Origin of the sequence: Bradyrhizobium sp. AS23.2 (assembly GCF_001908185.1) — a bacterium.
In the GTDB taxonomy this organism is placed as follows: domain Bacteria; phylum Pseudomonadota; class Alphaproteobacteria; order Rhizobiales; family Xanthobacteraceae; genus Bradyrhizobium.
Map to the genome: position 1 here is coordinate 21,958 of NZ_LGHM01000015.1, position 17,460 is coordinate 39,417.

Here is a 17,460-nt window from a genome sequence, read left to right on the forward strand (position 1 = left end):
GATGGCGGCTCTCCGCCATCCCGCCGCTCCAGGGATGTCCGATCTCGCCGCCTCATCGCCAATTCCCGAACGCCGCGCCAGATCGCAGGCGTGGTGGAACGCCGTGAACGCCTGGCTGCTGTTGCTGCCGGCCGCGGTCTTGCTGATCACGTTTACCCACTATCCGATCCTGGCGACGATCCGGCATTCGCTGTTCATCACCAAACGGAACGGCACCGAGGTCTTTGTCGGTCTCGACAGCTATCAGGCCATGGCGGCCGATCCGATCTTCTGGAAGGCGCTGGTCAACAATTTCTGGTTCGCGCTCGGCACCATTCCCGCGTCGATTGTCCTGGCCCTGGTGATGGCGATCTGGGTCAATCGCAATATGCGCGGACGCGGCTTCCTGCGCCTGGCCTATTTCACCCCGACGGTGCTGCCGATGATCGCGGTCGCGAATATCTGGCTGTTCTTCTACACGCCGGACTACGGGCTGCTCGATCAGTTGCGTGGACTTTTCGGTCTTGCCGGCTGGAACTGGCTTGGCGAGCCCTCGACGGTCATGGGCTGCCTGATCGTGATGGTGATCTGGAAAGAGGCCGGTTTCTTCATGATCTTCTACCTGGCGGCCCTTCAGCAGCTCTCTCCGGATCTCGACGAGGCCGCTTCCATCGAAGGGGCGAGCCGCTGGTACACATTTCGCCGGATCACGTTCCCGCTGCTGATGCCGACCACACTGTTCGTGGCGATCAACGCGGTCATCAATTCGTTCAAGCTGGTGGATCACCTCGTCATCATGACCAAGGGCGGTCCGAACAACGCCAGCACGCTGCTGCTGTATTACATCTATGAAGTCGCCTTCACGTTCCAGGATTCGTCCTACGCGGCGACGCTGACGGTGGTGCTCCTGGTGCTGCTGAGTGCAGTTGCGCTGATCAAGTTCGGCTATCTTGATCGCAGGATCCACTATCAATGAGGGGCCGGACACATCCCGTCGAGGCTGTCGCCGCCTGGCTCCTGGCTTTGATCTGGCTCGCGCCGCTGGCCTATGCCTTCTGGAGTGCGCTGCATCCGGCCGCCTATGCCACGTCGTTCAGCCTGTCCGCGCCGTGGACCCTGGAGAACTTTGCCCGGGCCTGGAAACAGGCCCCGTTCGCTCGCTACTACCTCAATACGATCATGCTGGTGACCCTGGTCCTGGTCGGGCAGCTCATCCTTTCGACGCTGGCGGCCTATGCCTTTGCGCGCTTCAAGTTCAGGGGCAGCGGCATCGCCTTCGCGCTCGTACTGCTCCAGCTGATGATCATGCCCGACGTGCTGATCGTGGAGAATTATCGCGCCATCGCCAAGCTCGGGTTGCTGGACACTATCCCCGCCATCGCGCTGCCTTATCTCGCCAGCGCGTTCGGTATCTTCCTGCTGCGGCAGACTTTTAAGAGCGTCCCCCAGGAGCTGGTCGAGGCTGCCCGGGTCGAGGGGGCGGGGCCACTTGGAATTCTCTGGCGGGTCTATGTCCCGCTGGCGCGTCCGACCTATGTGGCGTTCGGTCTCGTTTCGGTCAGCTATCACTGGAATAATTTTCTGTGGCCGCTGATTGTCACGAACTCGGTGGAGGCGCGGCCGCTCACCGTTGGCCTGGCGGTGTTCGGCGCGCCGGAGACGGGCGTGGACTGGTCGGTCATCACGGCGGCAACCGTGATGACCATGGCGCCGCTGCTGGTCGCGTTCCTTCTCTTCCAGCGGCAGTTTGTTCAATCTTTCATGCGCGCGGGTATTCGTTGATGCGACTCCTCACCTGGAATATTCAGTGCGGCAAGGGCTGCGACGGCGTGACCGATCTCGCAAGGATCGTCGCGATCGCCAGGGAGACGTCCGATGCAGACGTCTTCTGTTTCCAGGAGGTGAGCTCGAATTTCTCCAGGCACGACGGCGGAGGCGATCAGAGCGCGGAGCTCGCCGCGCTGCTGCCCGGCTACATGCCAGTGTTCCGGCCGGCAATCGAAACCGTCGATCAAGCAGGCCAGTTGCATCGCTTCGGCAACATGACGCTGTCGCGTCTGCCGGTCCTGCAGATCAACAACCACATTTTGCCGTGGCCGGGCGCGGGGAGCGTGCGCAGCATGCGGCGCCATGCTTTGGAGGTGACGGTTCAGGCTGCTTTCGGCGCGGTGCGCATCGTCAATACGCATCTTGAGTATTACTCGGTTGCTCAACGAGAAGCGCAGATCGCGCGCCTGCTGGACTTGCAGGAGGACGCCTCAAGCAGCCCCAAGGCGCCCACGAGGCGGCCCGACGAGCCCTATGAAAGCCAGACGGTCGCGGCCGCGAGCCTGATGTGCGGCGATTTCAACTTCGATGTCACGGATCCGCAGCACGCGTTGATTGACCGCTCCAGTCGTCCGGGACTCAACTATCGCGATGCCTGGACAGCCGTTCATGCCGACGGGCAGCGGTCACCAACCTGCGGACTATATGATCACGTGCAATGGACCGCGGGCCCCGATTGCCGCGACTTCGTTTTCGTGACGGAAGATCTGACCGGTCGTATCAGTCACATCGGTGTCAACGGTAGGACCGATGCTTCGGATCATCAGCCGGTCTTCATCGAACTCGCGGATCATGACATGCCGATCCAGCGGACTTAAGCTGACGGCAGCTTCGCGGCATGTCCGAACGTTGCGCTAGTGCGGGCTCCTCGGGCCATCATCCGAATCGGGTTCCGGTTCCTGGATCAGCACCGCTGGTTCGTCATAGCCCTTACGGCTGCTGTAGAAAACGAGCGCCATCAAACCGACGCCGACGACCAGCGAGAACACGACGCCGAGCACCAATGCGACATACCCCGACTCCGGCACTGTGTTATCCGTACTGGTCCAGCCGAGATAGCCGAGAACGCCGGCGGCGATGAGGAACGCCGACAGCACCGCGATGACGAGCCATCTGGCGAGTTTGCTGTCGCGCGGGTTGGATGGCCCGGAGGCCGGCTGCCCGTTGGTGCTGTTCATGGACCTCTCCTCAGGCACGAGCGTCGAGCTGCCGTCACTTTAGCCTATGGCGCAGTGGCCTTGGTCGCTATCGCATGCAAGGCTGTCGTCATTGCGTCGACGGCGGCTTTCGCCGGCTCGCCAACGCCGTGACGTTGTGCGAGATAGGCTGGATCGTTGTAGGACAGCCAGGTCGCGCCTTGGTCGTCCTGCCAGACAAGCGCCTTCAGCGGCAGGTCAATGCCAATCGTCTGCGCCTGTTGCATCAACGGTGTGCCACCCTTGGCGTTGCCGAAGATCAGGAGATCGGTCGGTCGCAGTGGCAGGCCGACAGCGGCGGCACCCGCAGCATGATCGACATGGGCAAACACGGTGAGGCCCCTGGCCTTCACCTCGGCCTCGAGCCGTTTCATCGTGTCTTCCGGCCCGAAGCTGCTCTTGATGCTGATGAGTCCGTCTGCGGCCATCGCTTGCGTCTCCCATAAACATGTCGCTGCGACCAAAGCGAAGATCCTGATCAGTGCCGGAAGCCTCATGATCACTCGCTCATTTCTTGCGGGCTAATCGGGCCGGGTCGAATTCCGGCTCAGGAACGAAGCCATCGCGATTGGGCATCCTGACCTTCGGCAGGGAGGCCTTGTCGAGCTTGCCGTCCGCAGGAACGATGCCGTTGAGGCTCAGGATGTAGGCGGTGACGGCATAGGTGTCGTCGGTGCTGAGCGAGCCCGGCGTCGGATAAGGCATCGCGCGATGAATGTAGTCGAATAACGTGGTCGCATAGGGCCAGAAGCTGCCGACTGTCTTGACCGGCATGTCGGACGCGAGCGTGCCCTGTCCTCCAACGAGACGATCCTTGATGCCGCCCTGGCCGTTGTCGCCATGACAGGCGGCGCAATTGTCTGAAAATACCTGCTTGCCTTGCGCGACCGTGCCGCTGCCGTCAGGCAGGCCCTTGCCGTCCGGCCCGACGTCGATGTCCCACAGCTTGATCTCATCAGGAGTCGCCCGCCGCCCGAAATCGAACGCCAGCGCGGGTGAGGCGAGCAGGCCGAAGGTGAGCATGCCTGCGAGAAGTCGCTTGTTATGCCAATACATTGCGGACCCTCCCGGCCTCGTCGATGCTCCAGGTCTGCTGGGCGTTGTAGTGAAACAGCGCGTTGGTTCCCATCGCGGCGATGAAGGACTGCCGGTCCGGCTGAACATTGCCTTTGTCGTCGGTTGAACGGCTCACGATCCTGGTCGGCTTGCCGTCCCAGACCCAGTCCATCTGGAACCGCACCTGGGCCTTGGGTAACACTGGATTGCTCAATTGCGCCTGCGTCCAGGTCTTGGCGCCGTCGGTCGAGATCTCGACACTGGCGATCCTGCCATGGCCGCTCCAGGCGAGACCGGAGATGCGGTTGTAACCCGGTTGAATCTGCATCATGCCCGAGGGCTGAGTGATGACGGAGTTGGTTTCCATCCGCAGCTGGAACTGTCTTGCCTTGCCGTTGGCAAGCAGCTGCGTATAGCGCGCCGTCTCCCAGCGCGTCATCCAGGGCTGATTGCCGAACTTGAGGCGGCGCAGCCATTTGATGTTGAGGTTGCCCTCGAAGCCCGGCATCACCAGCCGCATCGGGAAGCCATGAGCGGGCCGCAACGGCTCGCCGTTCTGCCCATAGGCGACGAAAGCCTCGTTCACGATCTCGTCGGTGAGGGGAATGCTGCGGTCGACGCCCGCGCCGTCTCCGCCCTCCGCAAGCATCCAGCTCGAGCTCTTGTCCCTGCTCACGAGGTCGATCAGGAATTTGAGTGGCACGCCGGTCCATTCGTTGGTGCTGACCAGGCCGTGCGTGTTCTGGACCGTCAGCTCGGGATCGGCCTTCTTCCAGTTCTCCCATCCGTTGCCGGTGCATTCGATGAAAACGACGCGCGAGATCGACGGCATCCGCTTGAGATCCTCGACGCTGAAGACCAATGGCTTCTGAACCATCCCATGGATGAGCAACCGGTGTTGCGCGGGATCGAGATCGGGCACGCCGGAATGACTGCGTTCGTAGTGCAGGTCGGTCGGCGTGATGTTTCCCACCAGCTTTTGATGCGGCGTCTTGGAATTGATGGCATTGCCGGGGTCGATGTTGCGCTTGCCCGGACCGGCCTCGGGAATGCGATCGATCTTGGCGAACCTGGACCGTTCGCTGTGAGCGCTCAGATCGGCCCCGGGCCCGCGATCGGGGACGTCGGCAAGCGTCTCGGCGCCGGCCGCCTCAGTCGCGACCGCGCCCAGGATGCCCGCCGACAGGCCTCCCACAAAACCCCGGCGCGAAACGTTTGCGGGTCGTGGCAATAGATCAATTGGCGCCTTGGACGTCATACGGTCTCCCCTATCGGTAAGCGTGCTTTACTTATGATTCACGTCGGAAAATCGCGGCCGCCTTTATGCCGTGACGTTTACCCAAGGCCGCTGAAATTGCTCGTTAGGTCTTGTTAGAAGCCGTGAGCACTCGCGGCCTCATTCGCTCGATCACTCGTTGGTTCAGGCCTCCCTGAATGCCTCGTGCGCGCGGGTCGAGTAGACCAGCGCGGCACCGGCATTTACCGAGATTGCGACGCCAAGCGCCTCGGCAAGCTCGGCTTCGCTCGCTCCGTGCTTCTTCGCTTCAGCGGCATGCACAGTGATACAACCGTCGCAGCGCAGGCTGATTGCAACTGCCAGCGCGATCAACTCGCGTGTCTTTGCATCGAGGTGACCGGTCTTCGCGCCTGCGCCGCTCAGGGTCGCGTAGCCCTTGACTGTATCCGGCGTCAGCTTCCCGATCTCGCCAACGCCGGCGACGACCTGGCGACGGTAGTTGTTCCAGTCGAGCATTGCCATGCTATCCTCCGTTCGTGTGTTGGGGCGTAGTTGGATGCGCTTGCCGCTCCGGGAAATGGCCGGGCGGCTCGGACCAATGTCCGGGCGGATCAAGGAGGCCGGATGTCGGAGGCGGAAGCAGCCGAATTGTTGAAAGCGATGGTGCCGCTGTTCAGAATTCGTCCTGTGATCGACGACTCGTGCAGATTTGGTGGCAGCTGGGAGTCGTTACACGCGGCAAACGGCAGGGGATGGGCGCAATTCCATATGGTCACGCGCGGTTCTTGCGTGGTCGAGAGGCCGGGCCTGGGCTCGCAGCGGCTTGAAGCTGGGGACATCCTCCTCCTGCCGCACGGAGACAGTCATCTGGTACGAAGCCAGGTGGAGGGCGTCGCAGGGCGGATGTCGACCGAAGTCCGAAACGGCGTCCGCCAGCGCGCGACGGTCGACGCTCAAATTGATACCGAACTCCTCTGTGGTCGGTTCTTGTTCGAAACGTCGGATGAGAACCCCCTGATCGCAGCCCTTCCCGACGAAATCGTCCTTCGCACGGCGGGAGAGCCGCTCCTGGAACGGTTTCGGCACCTGCTGATCGACATCCGTGACGAGCTGGATGCAGGACGGGCCGGATCGGAGATGGTCGTGGCCGATCTCGCGAGGGCCCTGTTCGTCATGATGCTTCGCGACCATCTTGCGGACAATGCCTCCGGGAATGGCACGGTGTCGTTGTTGCGGGACCGCACAACGGCCCGCGTCGTGCTGGCGATCCTCAATGACCTCGCCCGGGACTGGACACTCGACGAGATGGCGTCGGTCGCGATCTCCTCGCGCGCCACGCTGGTGCGCGCCTTTCAAAAGCACGCGGGGATCGCGCCAATGGCGTTCCTGTCCGATTTGAGGTTGACGATCGCGCGCAAGCGGCTCGCCGGAACCTCCGATCCGATTGCGAAGATCGCGGACGAGGTCGGGTATGCTTCCGAAGGCGCCCTGAGCAAGGCCATCATGCGCAAATACGGCATGCGGCCCGGCGCCCTGAGAGTGGCGTCGGGCCGTCAGGCGCCGGCCGTCAGCTGCGATACCAGCTCGCCAGATTCCAGGTCGTGACGTCCCATCCCGAGATGTCGGCCATGAGGTTATTGACGGCGCCGCCGACGATGTTGCGCGAGAGGATCGGCACGAGCACATTGGCCTCGCAGAAGATCTCGTTGACCTTGATCAGCAGCGCGGCGCGCTTGACCGGATCGAGCTCCTTCTGCGCGGCCTTGTAGGCCTTGTCGGCCTCCGGATCGGACCAGCGCGAGACGTTTCGGCCCAGCCATTTGTTGTCCTTGGTCGAGATCTCCCAGGAGACGCACTGGTTCAAAAACCGCTCCGGATCGGGCTGCGGCTGCGTCGTGTTGTACATCTCCATGTCGCAATAGAGCTTCGAGTAGGTGTCGGGGTTGCCGACGTCCGACGAGAAGAACACTGATGCGGTGACCGACTTGAGCTCGAGCTCGATCCCGGCGCGCTGGCAGGCCTGCTTGATGATGGCCTGCGTCTTCTGGCGCGGGGCGTTGATCGACGTCTGGAAGACGTATTTGAGCTTTTTGCCGTCCTTCTCGCGGATGCCGTCGGCGCCCATCTTCCAGCCGGCATCGTCGAGGATCCTGTTCGCCTTGTCGACGTTGAATTCGTATCTCAGCTTGCTCGACTTGAACTGCGAGGGCTGGTTGACGAAGCTCGCCGTGGCGACGCCGCCGCGGCCGTAGATGAATTTCTGGATCGCCTCGCGATCGATCAGGAGATTGAACGCCTGACGAACGGCCGGATCGGACAGCGTCGGGTGCCTGGTCTTGATGCTGGACCGCTCGCCGTCGACCTCGCTCCACGGGTCCGTCGTGTTGAGGATGATGAATTCGACGCCGCCGGAGGGCGTGAATTCCACCTTGCCCTTCCCGCCGGTCTCCATGCGCTTGAGGACCTCATCCTCCACCAGCAGGTTCCAGGCATAGTCGTATTCGCCGGTTTGCAGCACCGCCCGCGCCGCGGAGACGGCATCGCCGCCGCCCTTGACCTCGAGCGTGTCGAAGTACGGCTGGTTCTTCACGTGATAGTCGGGGTTGCGCTCGGCTCTAATCAGGTCGCCCGGCTTGAACTCGACGAACCTGTACGGGCCGGTGCCGACGGGCTTCAGATTGCCCGGCGCGTCGCGCGACTTTGCGCCGGCATAGTCGCCGAAATGATGCTTTGGCAGGATCTGGCCGACCGAGCCGACGAAAGGGTCGGCCCAGAACGGGGTCGGGGCCTGGAAGATCACCTTGACCGTGTGGTCGTCGATCTTCTCGACAGTAATGTCCTTGTAGGATCCCGTGGTGTACGCAGCCGTCGCGAGGTCCGCGGCGTATTGCCAGGTGAAAACGACGTCGTCGGCGGTGAAGGGCTTGCCGTCATGCCATGTCACCCCCTGCTTCAGCTTCCACATCACGCTCATGCCGTCCGCTGCGAGGCCGCCGTTCTGCTTGGTCGGAACCTCGGCGGCGAGGCAGGGGATGAGGTTACCCTCCTTGTCCCAGCCGGCGAGCGGCTCGAAGAAGATGCGCGAGGCCACCTGGTCCTTGGTGCCGATCGCGAAATGCGGATTAAGCAGCGTCGGGGCCTGCCAGAGCAGGATCTTGAGCGGGCCGCCGCCGCCGGCTTTGGTCGGCTTGTATTGCAGCGTCGCATCCGCCATCGCCACGTCGTTCCAGAGCAGGATCTGGCTCGCGACCGGCGCTGCGATCCCGACCGCAGCCATTGTCTGGATGAACGAGCGTCGCGATAGCGTGCCTTGCTTCACCTCCGCGATTAACCCGCGGATTTCGTCTTCGTTCATCGGATGACCTCCACCTCTCAAAGAAAAGTCGTCACCGGCTGAAACCCATCATGTTTCATCATGGACGAGGCGGCAATGCCGACAGGGCTGGAAAGCCGTGCGGCGAAATGGCAAATCGCGCGCACGGCAAAACCGCGTCGCGGAGGTGGGCAGCGTCTGCCTATGCCGCGTCGCCTGCAAACAGTCTCCGGCGTTCTGTTGGTACGGTTCCGGTTCTGCGCGCTCGTTTCAAAGGCGCTCAGCGGAGCCTTGATCTAGGTCAAGCCTGATCGTTCGGTGCCGCAGAGTGTGATCGCCGGGTGCCTGTCGCTACTGGCGGTGCATCAATGCTGCAATCCGCCGGGACCGACGGCACTCCAACTGCAGGAGGATGCCCATGGTTCGTTACGGTCTGATCGGCCTCGCCGCAGCCATTCTCGTCGCGGCCAGTCTCGTTCCCGATGATGCATTCGCGCGCCGCGGTGGAGGCGGCGGTGGCCGCGGGGGTGGCTTTCACGGCGGCGGTATGCGCGCTGGCGGCTTCCATGGTGGCGGCATGCGCGCAGCTCACGTTCGGGGCGGCGGTGCTTATGCCGGTCGGGTTCACGGCGGTCGTGGCTATCGCGTTGCGGGCGGGCCGCGCCCCAGCCATCCGATAGCCGGCCGTCCAGGCCGTCCGGGTTATCCAGGTCGCCCCATCGCGGGACGTCCGGGCTATCCGGGCTATGGCGGCGGTTACTATCGGCCCGGTTGGGGCTACGGCGCTGCTGCTGTTGCGGGGGCGGCTGCCGCTGGCGCGTACGGCTACTATAACAACAACTACAACAACAGCTGTTATTATGACGCCCGCGGCAACTACGTCTGTCCGGGTCAATATCCATACAACTACTAGGACGAGCGAGAGGAGACGGCGGCGTTGAGGAGGCATCGCCGTCCTACGAAATCAGCCCAGCGGCCAAAGGCCGGCCAATCGAGATGCTCATCTCAGGCGCCGGATGCGGTTCCAGCAGTTGACGTGAGCGCCAGCGTCAGGTGGACGACCTGCGGATCGACGCTGCGGCCGGTCTGGAAGCCGCATTTGCCGAGCACCTTACGCATCGCGGTGTTGTCCGGCAGCACATCAGCCGCGAGCTGCTTCAGCCCGGCCTCGCGCGCCAGGCCCGCCAGATGCGACGTCAGCATCGTGCCGATCCCTTGTCCCTGATACGCGTCGATAACGACAAAGGCGACCTCGGCTTCGCCCGGTTCCGTAACGATATAACGACAGCCCCCGATGATGGTTAGCCTGCCTTCATCCTCGACGACTGCGACCAGCGCGACATGCCTGACGAAATCGACGTTGAGAAAGAAGGTCTTCTCATTGGCTGAAAAATTGCGCTTGGTGACGAAGAAGCGGCGCCGCAGCGACTCGGCGTTGGTGTGGTCGATGGCGGCGAGCATGCCGGCTTCGTCGTCCGGCTTCAGTGCGCGGATGTGGACTGGTCGTCCATCCCTGAGCTGTTCCCTTGCCGAATATGTGGCTGGCGTCATCGTGCGCCTCGCTGGTTGCAAGATGAGATCGGCGATCGTCGCTCCGCATGCTTGACTTAGATCAATGGTCCGTTTGCGAAGCCGACCATCGTTCAGGTCAGCAGGCTCAAGGATGACAATTCCATGACGGAAAAGCCAGCAAATCCAGGCGAAGCATTGCCCGGTATTTTTGCATCCGCATTTGAATATCTGCTCGATAGCGGTCAGCGCAGCGTCCTGTTCATGGACGTTCTGCGCCGCCGGGGCGAGCAATATCGTGAGCATCTCGCCGAAACCGTCCCTCACGTTCTCAACTACGAGGTCGAGCTGATCGCGGATGGACGAAGCCTGAAGCGGCCGGTGAACTATGGGCTGGTGCGCGTCAAACCACCCGCCGGTGTCGAGATCGACGCCGCGCGACGTCCCTTTGTCGTCATCGATCCGAGGGCCGGTCATGGTCCGGGCATCGGTGGGTTCAAGGCCGACAGCGAGATCGGCGTCGCGATGAAGGCTGGTCACCCCTGCTATTTCATTGGCTTCACGCCGGAGCCGATGCCGGGACAGACCATCGAGGATATTGCCCGCGCCGAAGGCACCTTTATCGAAAAAGTGATCGCGCTGCATCCGGAGGCTGACGGCAAGCCTTGCGTGATCGGCAACTGCCAGGCCGGCTGGGCCGTGATGATCCTCGCATCGTTGCAACCCGAGCTGTTCGGACCGGTCATCATTGCAGGCGCGCCGCTGTCATATTGGGCCGGCGTTCGCGGCAAATTTCCGATGCGTTACTCTGGAGGCCTCCTGGGCGGAAGCTGGCTCACCGCGCTCACCAGCGATCTGGGCGGTGGCAAGTTCGACGGAGCCTGGCTGGTGCAGAATTTCGAGAACATGAATCCGTCGAACACGCTCTGGACCAAGCAGTACAACGTCTATTCGAAGGTGGACACCGAGGCCGACCGCTATCTCGAGTTCGAGCGCTGGTGGGGCGGCCATGTCAATCTCAACGCCGAGGAGATCCAGTTCATCGTCGACGAGCTGTTCGTCGGCAACAACCTCGCGGCCGGACGCATCAAGACCTCGGACGGAGAGGTCGTCGATCTCCGCAAAATTCGCTCTCCGATCGTGGTGTTCTGCTCCAAGGGCGACAACATCACGCCGCCGCAGCAGGCGCTCGGCTGGATCCTCGATCTCTACAAGAGCACCGACGAGATCAGGTATTACGGCCAGACCATCGTCTACACTGTGCACGAGACCGTTGGCCATCTCGGGATCTTCGTCTCCGGCGGCATCGCCAAGAAGGAACACGCCGAGTTCTCCAGCAACATAGACCTGATCGACGTGTTGCCGCCGGGACTCTACGAGGCGACCTTCTTGGCGAAAGCCGAGGACACCGCCAATCCCGACCTGGCACAAGGGAAATGGATCATGCGCTGCGAACAGCGCACCCTAGACGATCTGCACGCGCTCGGGGGAAATTCGCCCGAGGACGAGCGACGTTTTGCGACCGCCAAGAAAGTGTCGGAGATCAATCTCGCCAACTACCGGACTTTCGTCCAGCCCTGGGTACGCGCGATGACGACGCCGCAGATGGCGGACTGGATGCGCAAGCTCCATCCTTTGCGCCTCAGCTACGAGATCTTCGGTGGCGAAGGGCCGCTGATGAAGGGCGTTGCCAAGGAGGCAGAAACGATTCGCGAGCACCGCAAGCCGGCCGCGACAGGCAATCCTTTCCTGAAAGCCCAGGAAGCGATGTCCGAGGGCATCGTCAACGCGCTCGACAAGTGGCGCGATACGCAGGAAGCGATGAGTGAATCGATGTTCCTGGCGCTCTATGGCTCGCCCGTATTGCAGGCGGCCGTCGGCATCGACCCGAATGCCGATCCGTCGCCGCACCCGGAGATGTCGGCGGAGCACCGCAAGGCTCTGGATGGGCGTATCGCCGAGCTGAAGGCGAGGATTTCAAGTGGCGGCCTGCGAGAGTGCGGAATCCGGGCGCTGCTTTATGTCGGCATGGCGCGTGGCATGGTCGACGAAAGAAGTCTCGAGGCACTGCGGCGGATGCGGAAGGAAGATACGGAATCGCCTCTGACCGTCGCCGAGTTCAAGATGCTGGTTCGGGAGCAGTTCTTCATGCTGCTGCTGGACCAGGAGGCGGCCTTGGCGGCCATTCCGGCGATGCTGCCGCAGGACATGGGCGCACGCCGTGCGGTCTTCACCGCCATCCGCGAGGTGCTGTCGGCGGCCGGTGAGATCTCCGGCGAAACCAGAGATCGCCTGATGCGTGTGGCCGATCTGTTCGGTCTTGGCAAGGATGCGCCTGAGAGCTCCTTTCGTGCTCAGGCAAAGGCGTCATGAGGTCTCTCACGGCCAAAGGAGTGAAGTGATGAGCGTGCAGCCGGTTCACGCGGATGAAGGTCGTCCGAGCAAATATGATCGCTTGATCGCCATGGCCAAGACGATTCCGCCCGCAACGACGCTGGTGGTACATCCCTGCGACGAGAGTTCGCTTCGCGGCGTCGTCGAGGCGACTGACGCCGGCCTCATCAAGCCAATCCTGGTTGGACCGACCGCGAAGATCAAGGATGCCGCGTCCAAGCACGGCATCGACATCAGCCGCTTTGAGATAGTCGATGCGCCGCACAGCGAGGCGGCCGCGGGCAAGGCCGTGGAGATGATCCACGAAGCCAAAGCCGAACTCCTGATGAAGGGCAGCCTTCACACCGACGAATTGATGCGGAGCGTGACTGCGAAGACGGGGCTGCGTACCGAACGCCGCATCAGTCACGTCTTCATCATGGACGTCCCAACCTATGGGGATACGATCTTCGTCACCGACGCCGCGATCAATATTTTCCCGGACCTCGACTGCAAGCGCGACATCATCCAGAACGCGATCGACCTGTTCGTGCAGGCCGGCTTCGGCTCCCTGCCGCGCGTGGCGATCCTGTCGGCAGTCGAAACCGTGACGGCCAAGATCCCGTCGACGATCGAAGCGGCCGCGCTTTGCAAGATGGCGGATCGCGGGCAGATCATCGGCGGACTGCTCGATGGTCCGCTCGCATTCGACAATGCGGTGGACATGGACGCTGCCAGGATCAAGGGAATCAAATCGGAAGTCGCAGGCCGCGCTCAAATACTCGTCGTGCCGGACCTCGAGGCAGGCAACATGCTCGCCAAGAATTTGGCTTATTTCGCCAAGGCGGATGGTGCCGGCATCGTGCTCGGAGCCCGGGTCCCCATCGTGTTGACCTCGCGTTCGGACTCGCTGCGCGCACGCATGGCATCGTGCGCCGTCGCAACGCTCTATGCCCACGCCCGCCGGCGCCGGGCAGCAGCCGTGGCGTAACCGCGATGGATACGATCCTGGTCGTCAACGCGGGTTCCTCGAGCGTGAAGTTCCAGATCTTCGCGTTCGACGGTGGCGGCCGGCCGGAGCGGCAGATCAAGGGACAGGTCGATGGGATTGGCAGCCGCCCGAGATTGCGTGCCGCGAACGTGAAGGGCGAGAAACTTGTCGATCGCGACTTTCCGGTCGAGAGCGTCCGGGATGTTCCCGCGGCATTGCAGATGGCCGGCGATTGGTTGAGGGACGAACAGCGGATTACGCCGCTGGCCGTTGGCCACCGCGTGGTTCACGGAGGTCCGGATTACGATCGACCGGTGGTGCTCGACCATGGCGTCGTGGCCCGTCTTGAACGCTATGCCTCGCTGGCGCCCCTGCATCAGCCGCACAATCTGGCGCCGATCCGCTCGCTTATGACAAATCTACCTAACCTGCCGCAGGTCGCCTGTTTCGACACGGCCTTCCATCGCGCGCACGGTGCACTGGCGGATTACTACGCGATTCCGCGACGGCTCCACGAAGAAGGCGTACGACGCTACGGATTTCACGGGCTTTCCTATGAGTACATCGCAAATGCCCTTCCGGGGGTCGCGCCGGAGATTGCGAATGGCCGCGTCATCGTGGCTCATCTCGGAAACGGCGCCTCGATGTGTGCGATAAAGGCCGGCAAGAGCGTCGAAAGCACGATGGGCTTTACGGCGCTGGACGGGCTCGTCATGGGCACGCGTCCGGGTCAGCTTGATCCCGGCGTGGTGCTCTACCTGATTGCCGAAAGAGGCATGTCGGCCACGAACGTCCAGGACTTTCTCTACCGCGAGTGCGGCCTGAAAGGCTTGTCTGGCGTCAGCAACGACATGCGGGAGCTGGAGGCCAGCGCGGACCCGAATGCCGCATTTGCCATCGACTATTTCACGTACCGGGTCGGACTCAATGCAGGGATGCTGACGGCCGCGCTACAGGGGCTCGACGCCTTCGTGTTTACGGCCGGCATCGGTGAAAATTCGTCCTCCATCCGCGCACGCATCGCCGAAAGGCTTGCCTGGCTCGGTATCGCTCTTGATCCGGTCGAGAACGGCAGGCACGCGAGCAGGATTTCGTCAGCCGGCAGCCGCGTTCCCGTTTATGTCGTGCCGACCGATGAAGAGCTTATGATCGCGCAGCACACCGTGGCGCTGATCTGGAAGCATCAACCTGGCCAGAAACGAGAGAGCGCGTCATGAGCATTCCGGAGTTTCCCGAGACCAAGGTCGCGCTCAAGGGGCGCAAGGGGCTGATCGTCGGCATCGCGAACGACCAGTCGATAGCCTGGGGGGTGTGCAAAGGCGTTCCGCGCCCTCGGAGCGGATCTTGCGGTCACCTATCTGAACGACAAGGCGAAGAAACACGTCCAGCCCCTGGCGGAGATGCTTGAGGCACCGCTCTTCATGCCGCTCGATGTGATGGTCGACGGACAAATGGAGCAGACGTTCGAGACGATCAAGAAGGAATGGGGCCGCCTCGACTTCCTGCTTCACTCCATCGCCTTTTCGCCCAAGGAGGCGCTGCACGGCCGCGTGGTCGATGTCGATCGCGAGGGCTTCCAGAAGACGATGGACGTATCATGCTGGTCATTCATGCGGATGGCGCATCTGGCCGAGCCGCTGATGAAGGACGGCGGGACCATGTTCACCATGTCCTATTATGGCAGTCAGCGCGTGGTGAAGAACTACAACGTCATGGGCGTTGCCAAAGCCGCGCTCGAGGCCGCGGTGCGGTACATCGCAGCGGAGCTCGGACCGAAAGGCATTCGTGTTCACGCGATCTCGCCCGGACCGCTCGCGACACGCGCGGCATCGGGCATCCCGGAGTTCGACGAGCTCATGGACAAGGCGCAGGAACACGCGCCGTCACGAAGGCTTGTCAGTATCGACGACGTCGGCAAGGCAACCGCGTTCCTCGCTCTCGATGCAGCCAAGCTCATCACGGGCGAGGTGCTCTATATCGACGGTGGCTATCACATCATCGACTGAAATAGCGATGGTTCAGCGATAATGGAGTGCGATCAGCTCGGCGACGCAGGCCGGTCGCTGGCCACCCTCGATCTCGATCACCAGACGGTAGCTCACCCGCAGACCATTGGGCGGAACTTCTTCCGCCTCGGCGATGCTGACCCGGCCGCGAAGCCGTGACCCGGAAGGGACCGGAGCGAGATAGCGAATGCGGTCGGCGCCGTAGTTCAAGGTGTTCTTGAGTCCACTCAGTCCCATGACCTCCCGAATGAACATGGGCGCCAGACTGAGCGACAGGAGGCCGTGCGCAATGGTCTTGCCGCCGGGCATTTCGGCAAGGGCGCGCTCCTGATCCACGTGGATCCATTGCTCGTCGCAAGTCGCATCCGCGAACTTGTTGATCCGTTCCTGGGTGATTTCGATCCAGTCGCTGATGCCAACTTCGGTGCAGACCGCGGCCTTGAGTTCATCGAATCCGTTGAATATCCGCATGGCCCTGTCCGCTTCGTCAGAGCTTCATTTGGGGTACGTTGTCCGGCACGGTGAGCTCCGCCTCCGTGACGGCCAGGACCTCCGCAACGCCCACACCGGGGGCAGTCTCCAGCAGCGTCGCCTTCCCGCCGGGGAACGCGATGACCGCCATGTCCGTCACGACAAGGTCGACCGATCGCGACGAGGTCAAAGGCAGATTGCACTTGGCGACGATCTTGGATTTGCCCTTCGCTGCGTGCTGCATGGCGATGATCACCCGCTTGGCGCCGGTCACGAGGTCCATCGCGCCGCCCATGCCCGGCACCATCTTGCCCGGGATCATCCAGTTGGCGAGGTGACCGTCGGCATCGACCTGCAAGCCGCCGAGCACGGTGACATCGACGTGACCGCCCCGGATCAGGCCGAAGGACATCGCGCTATCGAAAGTCGCCGCGCCCGGCAGCGCGCTGATGGGCCTGCCGCCGGCATCGGTCAGCAATGGATGCGACATCCCTTGCTCGGGGATCGGTCCGGTGCCGATCAGCCCGTTCTCGGACTGGAAGAACACGCTCATTTCCTTGGGAACGTAGTTCGCGACCAGCGTCGGGATACCAATGCCGAGATTGACGAGATTGCCCGGTCGAAGCTCTTGCGCCACGCGGCGGGCGATAATGGCTTGGGCATCCATGGCTCACCCGTTCGAGACGAGGTAATCGACCAGAGGTCCTGGCGTAACCACATGATCGGGTGCGATCACGCCAATCGGAACGATATGTTCGGCGGTGACGATGACGGTGTCGGCCGCCATGGCCATCAGCGGATTGAAGTTCCGTGCAGTCAGTGCGTAGGAGAGATTGCCGACGTAGTCGGCAAGGAAGGCGTGCACCAGCGCGAAATCGGCGCGCAGCGGGGTCTCGAGCAGATAGGGCTTGCCGTCGACCTCGATCTTCCGCTTGCCTTCCTCGACGAGTGTTCCCACGCCGGTCGGAGTCAGTATACCGCCGAGGCCGCAGCCGCCGGCACGGATACGCTCGACGAACGTCCCCTGTGGGATCAGATCGACGCTGATCTGGTTGCCGAGCATCTGCTGCTGCGCCTTGGGGTTCAGCCCGATATGGGTTCCGATCATGCGGGACACTTGAGCGCCCTCGAACAGTTTGCCGACGCCCTTGCCTGGTGTAGCCGCATCGTTGCTGATCAACGAAAGACCCGACTTCTTCTGCCGCACGAGTTCGTCCAGCAGCCGCTCCGGTGTGCCGACGCCCATGAAGCCGCCAACCATGATAGTGGCTCCGTCGGGAATCAGCGCAACGGCGTCCTCTGCGGAAACGGGCTTCATGTCTGCAACTCCGATCGACTTGTCTGATCGACTTGGGTCGAGGACCGCAAGCCGCATCGAATGCGCATCATGCCGGACATCGATGGCATCGAGGGTTGGCCTGCCGGTTGATACCTGATGCCAGTATGATCCCGCATGATTGATCTAGATCAACGTCGCGCGGTTGACCAAAACTGCCACTGCA

18 protein-coding genes and 1 pseudogene are annotated in these 17,460 nt (G+C 62.4%); 9 read left to right on the forward strand and 10 right to left on the reverse strand.

The window, feature by feature from the left end:
- The first annotated feature begins 34 nt into the window (after positions 1 to 34).
- The 3 genes from AC630_RS03160 to AC630_RS03170 are packed head-to-tail and all read left to right on the forward strand — an operon-like array spanning position 35 to position 2,624.
- Positions 35 to 955, forward strand: coding sequence for a carbohydrate ABC transporter permease (locus AC630_RS03160; protein WP_074117025.1), 921 nt, complete (start codon positions 35 to 37; stop codon positions 953 to 955).
- Entirely contained in the window at positions 952 to 1,761 is an 810-nt protein-coding gene (locus tag AC630_RS03165) for a carbohydrate ABC transporter permease (RefSeq protein WP_074117026.1), read from the forward strand. Before AC630_RS03160 ends, AC630_RS03165 begins: the two co-directional genes overlap by 4 nt.
- Entirely contained in the window at positions 1,761 to 2,624 is an 864-nt protein-coding gene (locus AC630_RS03170; RefSeq protein ID WP_074117027.1) for an endonuclease/exonuclease/phosphatase family protein, read from the forward strand. Before AC630_RS03165 ends, AC630_RS03170 begins: the two co-directional genes overlap by 1 nt.
- Positions 2,625 to 2,660: 36 nt before the next feature.
- Here AC630_RS03170 and AC630_RS03175 read toward each other — a convergent pair whose 3' ends face one another.
- The 5 genes from AC630_RS03175 to AC630_RS03195 all read right to left on the reverse strand — a co-directional run bounded on the left by AC630_RS03175 (position 2,661) and on the right by AC630_RS03195 (position 5,817).
- Positions 2,661 to 2,984, reverse strand: a complete 324-nt coding sequence (locus tag AC630_RS03175) for a hypothetical protein (RefSeq protein ID WP_074117028.1) — start codon at positions 2,982 to 2,984, stop codon at positions 2,661 to 2,663.
- Positions 2,985 to 3,028: 44 nt separating this feature from the next.
- Entirely contained in the window at positions 3,029 to 3,499 is a 471-nt protein-coding gene (locus tag AC630_RS03180; protein WP_074117060.1) for a DUF302 domain-containing protein, read from the reverse strand.
- A gap of 10 nt (positions 3,500 to 3,509) precedes the next feature.
- Positions 3,510 to 4,058, reverse strand: a complete 549-nt coding sequence (locus AC630_RS03185) for a c-type cytochrome (RefSeq protein ID WP_074117029.1) — start codon at positions 4,056 to 4,058, stop codon at positions 3,510 to 3,512.
- Positions 4,045 to 5,316: a sulfite dehydrogenase gene (gene soxC, locus AC630_RS03190; protein ID WP_074117030.1), complete on the reverse strand. Its 1,272-nt coding sequence runs from the start codon at positions 5,314 to 5,316 to the stop codon at positions 4,045 to 4,047. Before soxC ends, AC630_RS03185 begins: the two co-directional genes overlap by 14 nt.
- A 162-nt stretch (positions 5,317 to 5,478) precedes the next feature.
- The gene (locus AC630_RS03195) at positions 5,479 to 5,817 is read right to left on the reverse strand and encodes a carboxymuconolactone decarboxylase family protein (protein WP_208866953.1); all 339 of its coding nucleotides are present in this window, start codon (positions 5,815 to 5,817) and stop codon (positions 5,479 to 5,481) included.
- Between the two features lie 102 nt (positions 5,818 to 5,919).
- Here AC630_RS03195 and AC630_RS03200 point away from each other — a divergent pair, with 102 nt between their 5' ends.
- Positions 5,920 to 6,900, forward strand: coding sequence for an AraC family transcriptional regulator (locus tag AC630_RS03200; RefSeq protein WP_074117031.1), 981 nt, complete (start codon positions 5,920 to 5,922; stop codon positions 6,898 to 6,900).
- Here AC630_RS03200 and AC630_RS03205 read toward each other — a convergent pair.
- The gene (locus AC630_RS03205; protein ID WP_074117032.1) at positions 6,863 to 8,650 is read right to left on the reverse strand and encodes a peptide ABC transporter substrate-binding protein; all 1,788 of its coding nucleotides are present in this window, start codon (positions 8,648 to 8,650) and stop codon (positions 6,863 to 6,865) included. The genes AC630_RS03200 and AC630_RS03205 overlap by 38 nt on opposite strands.
- Positions 8,651 to 9,026: 376 nt before the next feature.
- Between AC630_RS03205 and AC630_RS03210 the strand changes: the two genes are divergently transcribed.
- A complete protein-coding gene (locus AC630_RS03210; protein WP_074117033.1) occupies positions 9,027 to 9,521 on the forward strand; it encodes a hypothetical protein in 495 nt (164 codons plus the stop codon).
- 92 nt (positions 9,522 to 9,613) lie between these two features.
- Here the strand turns inward: AC630_RS03210 and AC630_RS03215 are convergent, their stop codons facing one another.
- Complete coding sequence (locus AC630_RS03215) at positions 9,614 to 10,423, reverse strand: GNAT family N-acetyltransferase (protein ID WP_349537903.1); 810 nt, start codon at positions 10,421 to 10,423, stop codon at positions 9,614 to 9,616.
- Here AC630_RS03215 and AC630_RS03220 point away from each other — a divergent pair.
- From AC630_RS03220 to fabI, 4 genes and pseudogenes are all read left to right on the forward strand, one after another.
- Positions 10,382 to 12,490, forward strand: a complete 2,109-nt coding sequence (locus AC630_RS03220) for a DUF3141 domain-containing protein (protein WP_349537905.1) — start codon at positions 10,382 to 10,384, stop codon at positions 12,488 to 12,490. The two genes, AC630_RS03215 and AC630_RS03220, sit on opposite strands and share 42 nt — an antisense overlap.
- Positions 12,491 to 12,518: 28 nt before the next feature.
- Positions 12,519 to 13,481, forward strand: a complete 963-nt coding sequence (locus AC630_RS03225) for a phosphate acetyltransferase (protein WP_074117036.1) — start codon at positions 12,519 to 12,521, stop codon at positions 13,479 to 13,481.
- A gap of 5 nt (positions 13,482 to 13,486) precedes the next feature.
- A complete protein-coding gene (locus AC630_RS03230; protein ID WP_074117037.1) occupies positions 13,487 to 14,698 on the forward strand; it encodes an acetate/propionate family kinase in 1,212 nt (403 codons plus the stop codon).
- Positions 14,695 to 15,487, forward strand: a pseudogene (gene fabI / locus AC630_RS03235) (enoyl-ACP reductase FabI). Before AC630_RS03230 ends, fabI begins: the two are co-directional and overlap by 4 nt.
- Before the next feature lie 12 nt (positions 15,488 to 15,499).
- Here the strand turns inward: fabI and AC630_RS03240 are convergent.
- Genes AC630_RS03240 through AC630_RS03250 form a run of 3 tightly spaced genes read right to left on the reverse strand, consistent with a single transcriptional unit; the run spans position 15,500 to position 17,276 of the window.
- Positions 15,500 to 15,958 (reverse strand): MaoC family dehydratase, encoded by a 459-nt coding sequence (locus tag AC630_RS03240; protein WP_074117038.1) that lies wholly within the window; start codon positions 15,956 to 15,958, stop codon positions 15,500 to 15,502.
- A gap of 16 nt (positions 15,959 to 15,974) precedes the next feature.
- Positions 15,975 to 16,625: a 3-oxoacid CoA-transferase subunit B gene (locus AC630_RS03245; RefSeq protein ID WP_074117039.1), complete on the reverse strand. Its 651-nt coding sequence runs from the start codon at positions 16,623 to 16,625 to the stop codon at positions 15,975 to 15,977.
- A gap of 3 nt (positions 16,626 to 16,628) precedes the next feature.
- On the reverse strand, positions 16,629 to 17,276 hold the full coding sequence (locus AC630_RS03250) for a CoA transferase subunit A (protein ID WP_074117040.1): 648 nt from the start codon (positions 17,274 to 17,276) through the stop codon (positions 16,629 to 16,631).
- Between the last annotated feature and the right edge of the window lie 184 nt (positions 17,277 to 17,460).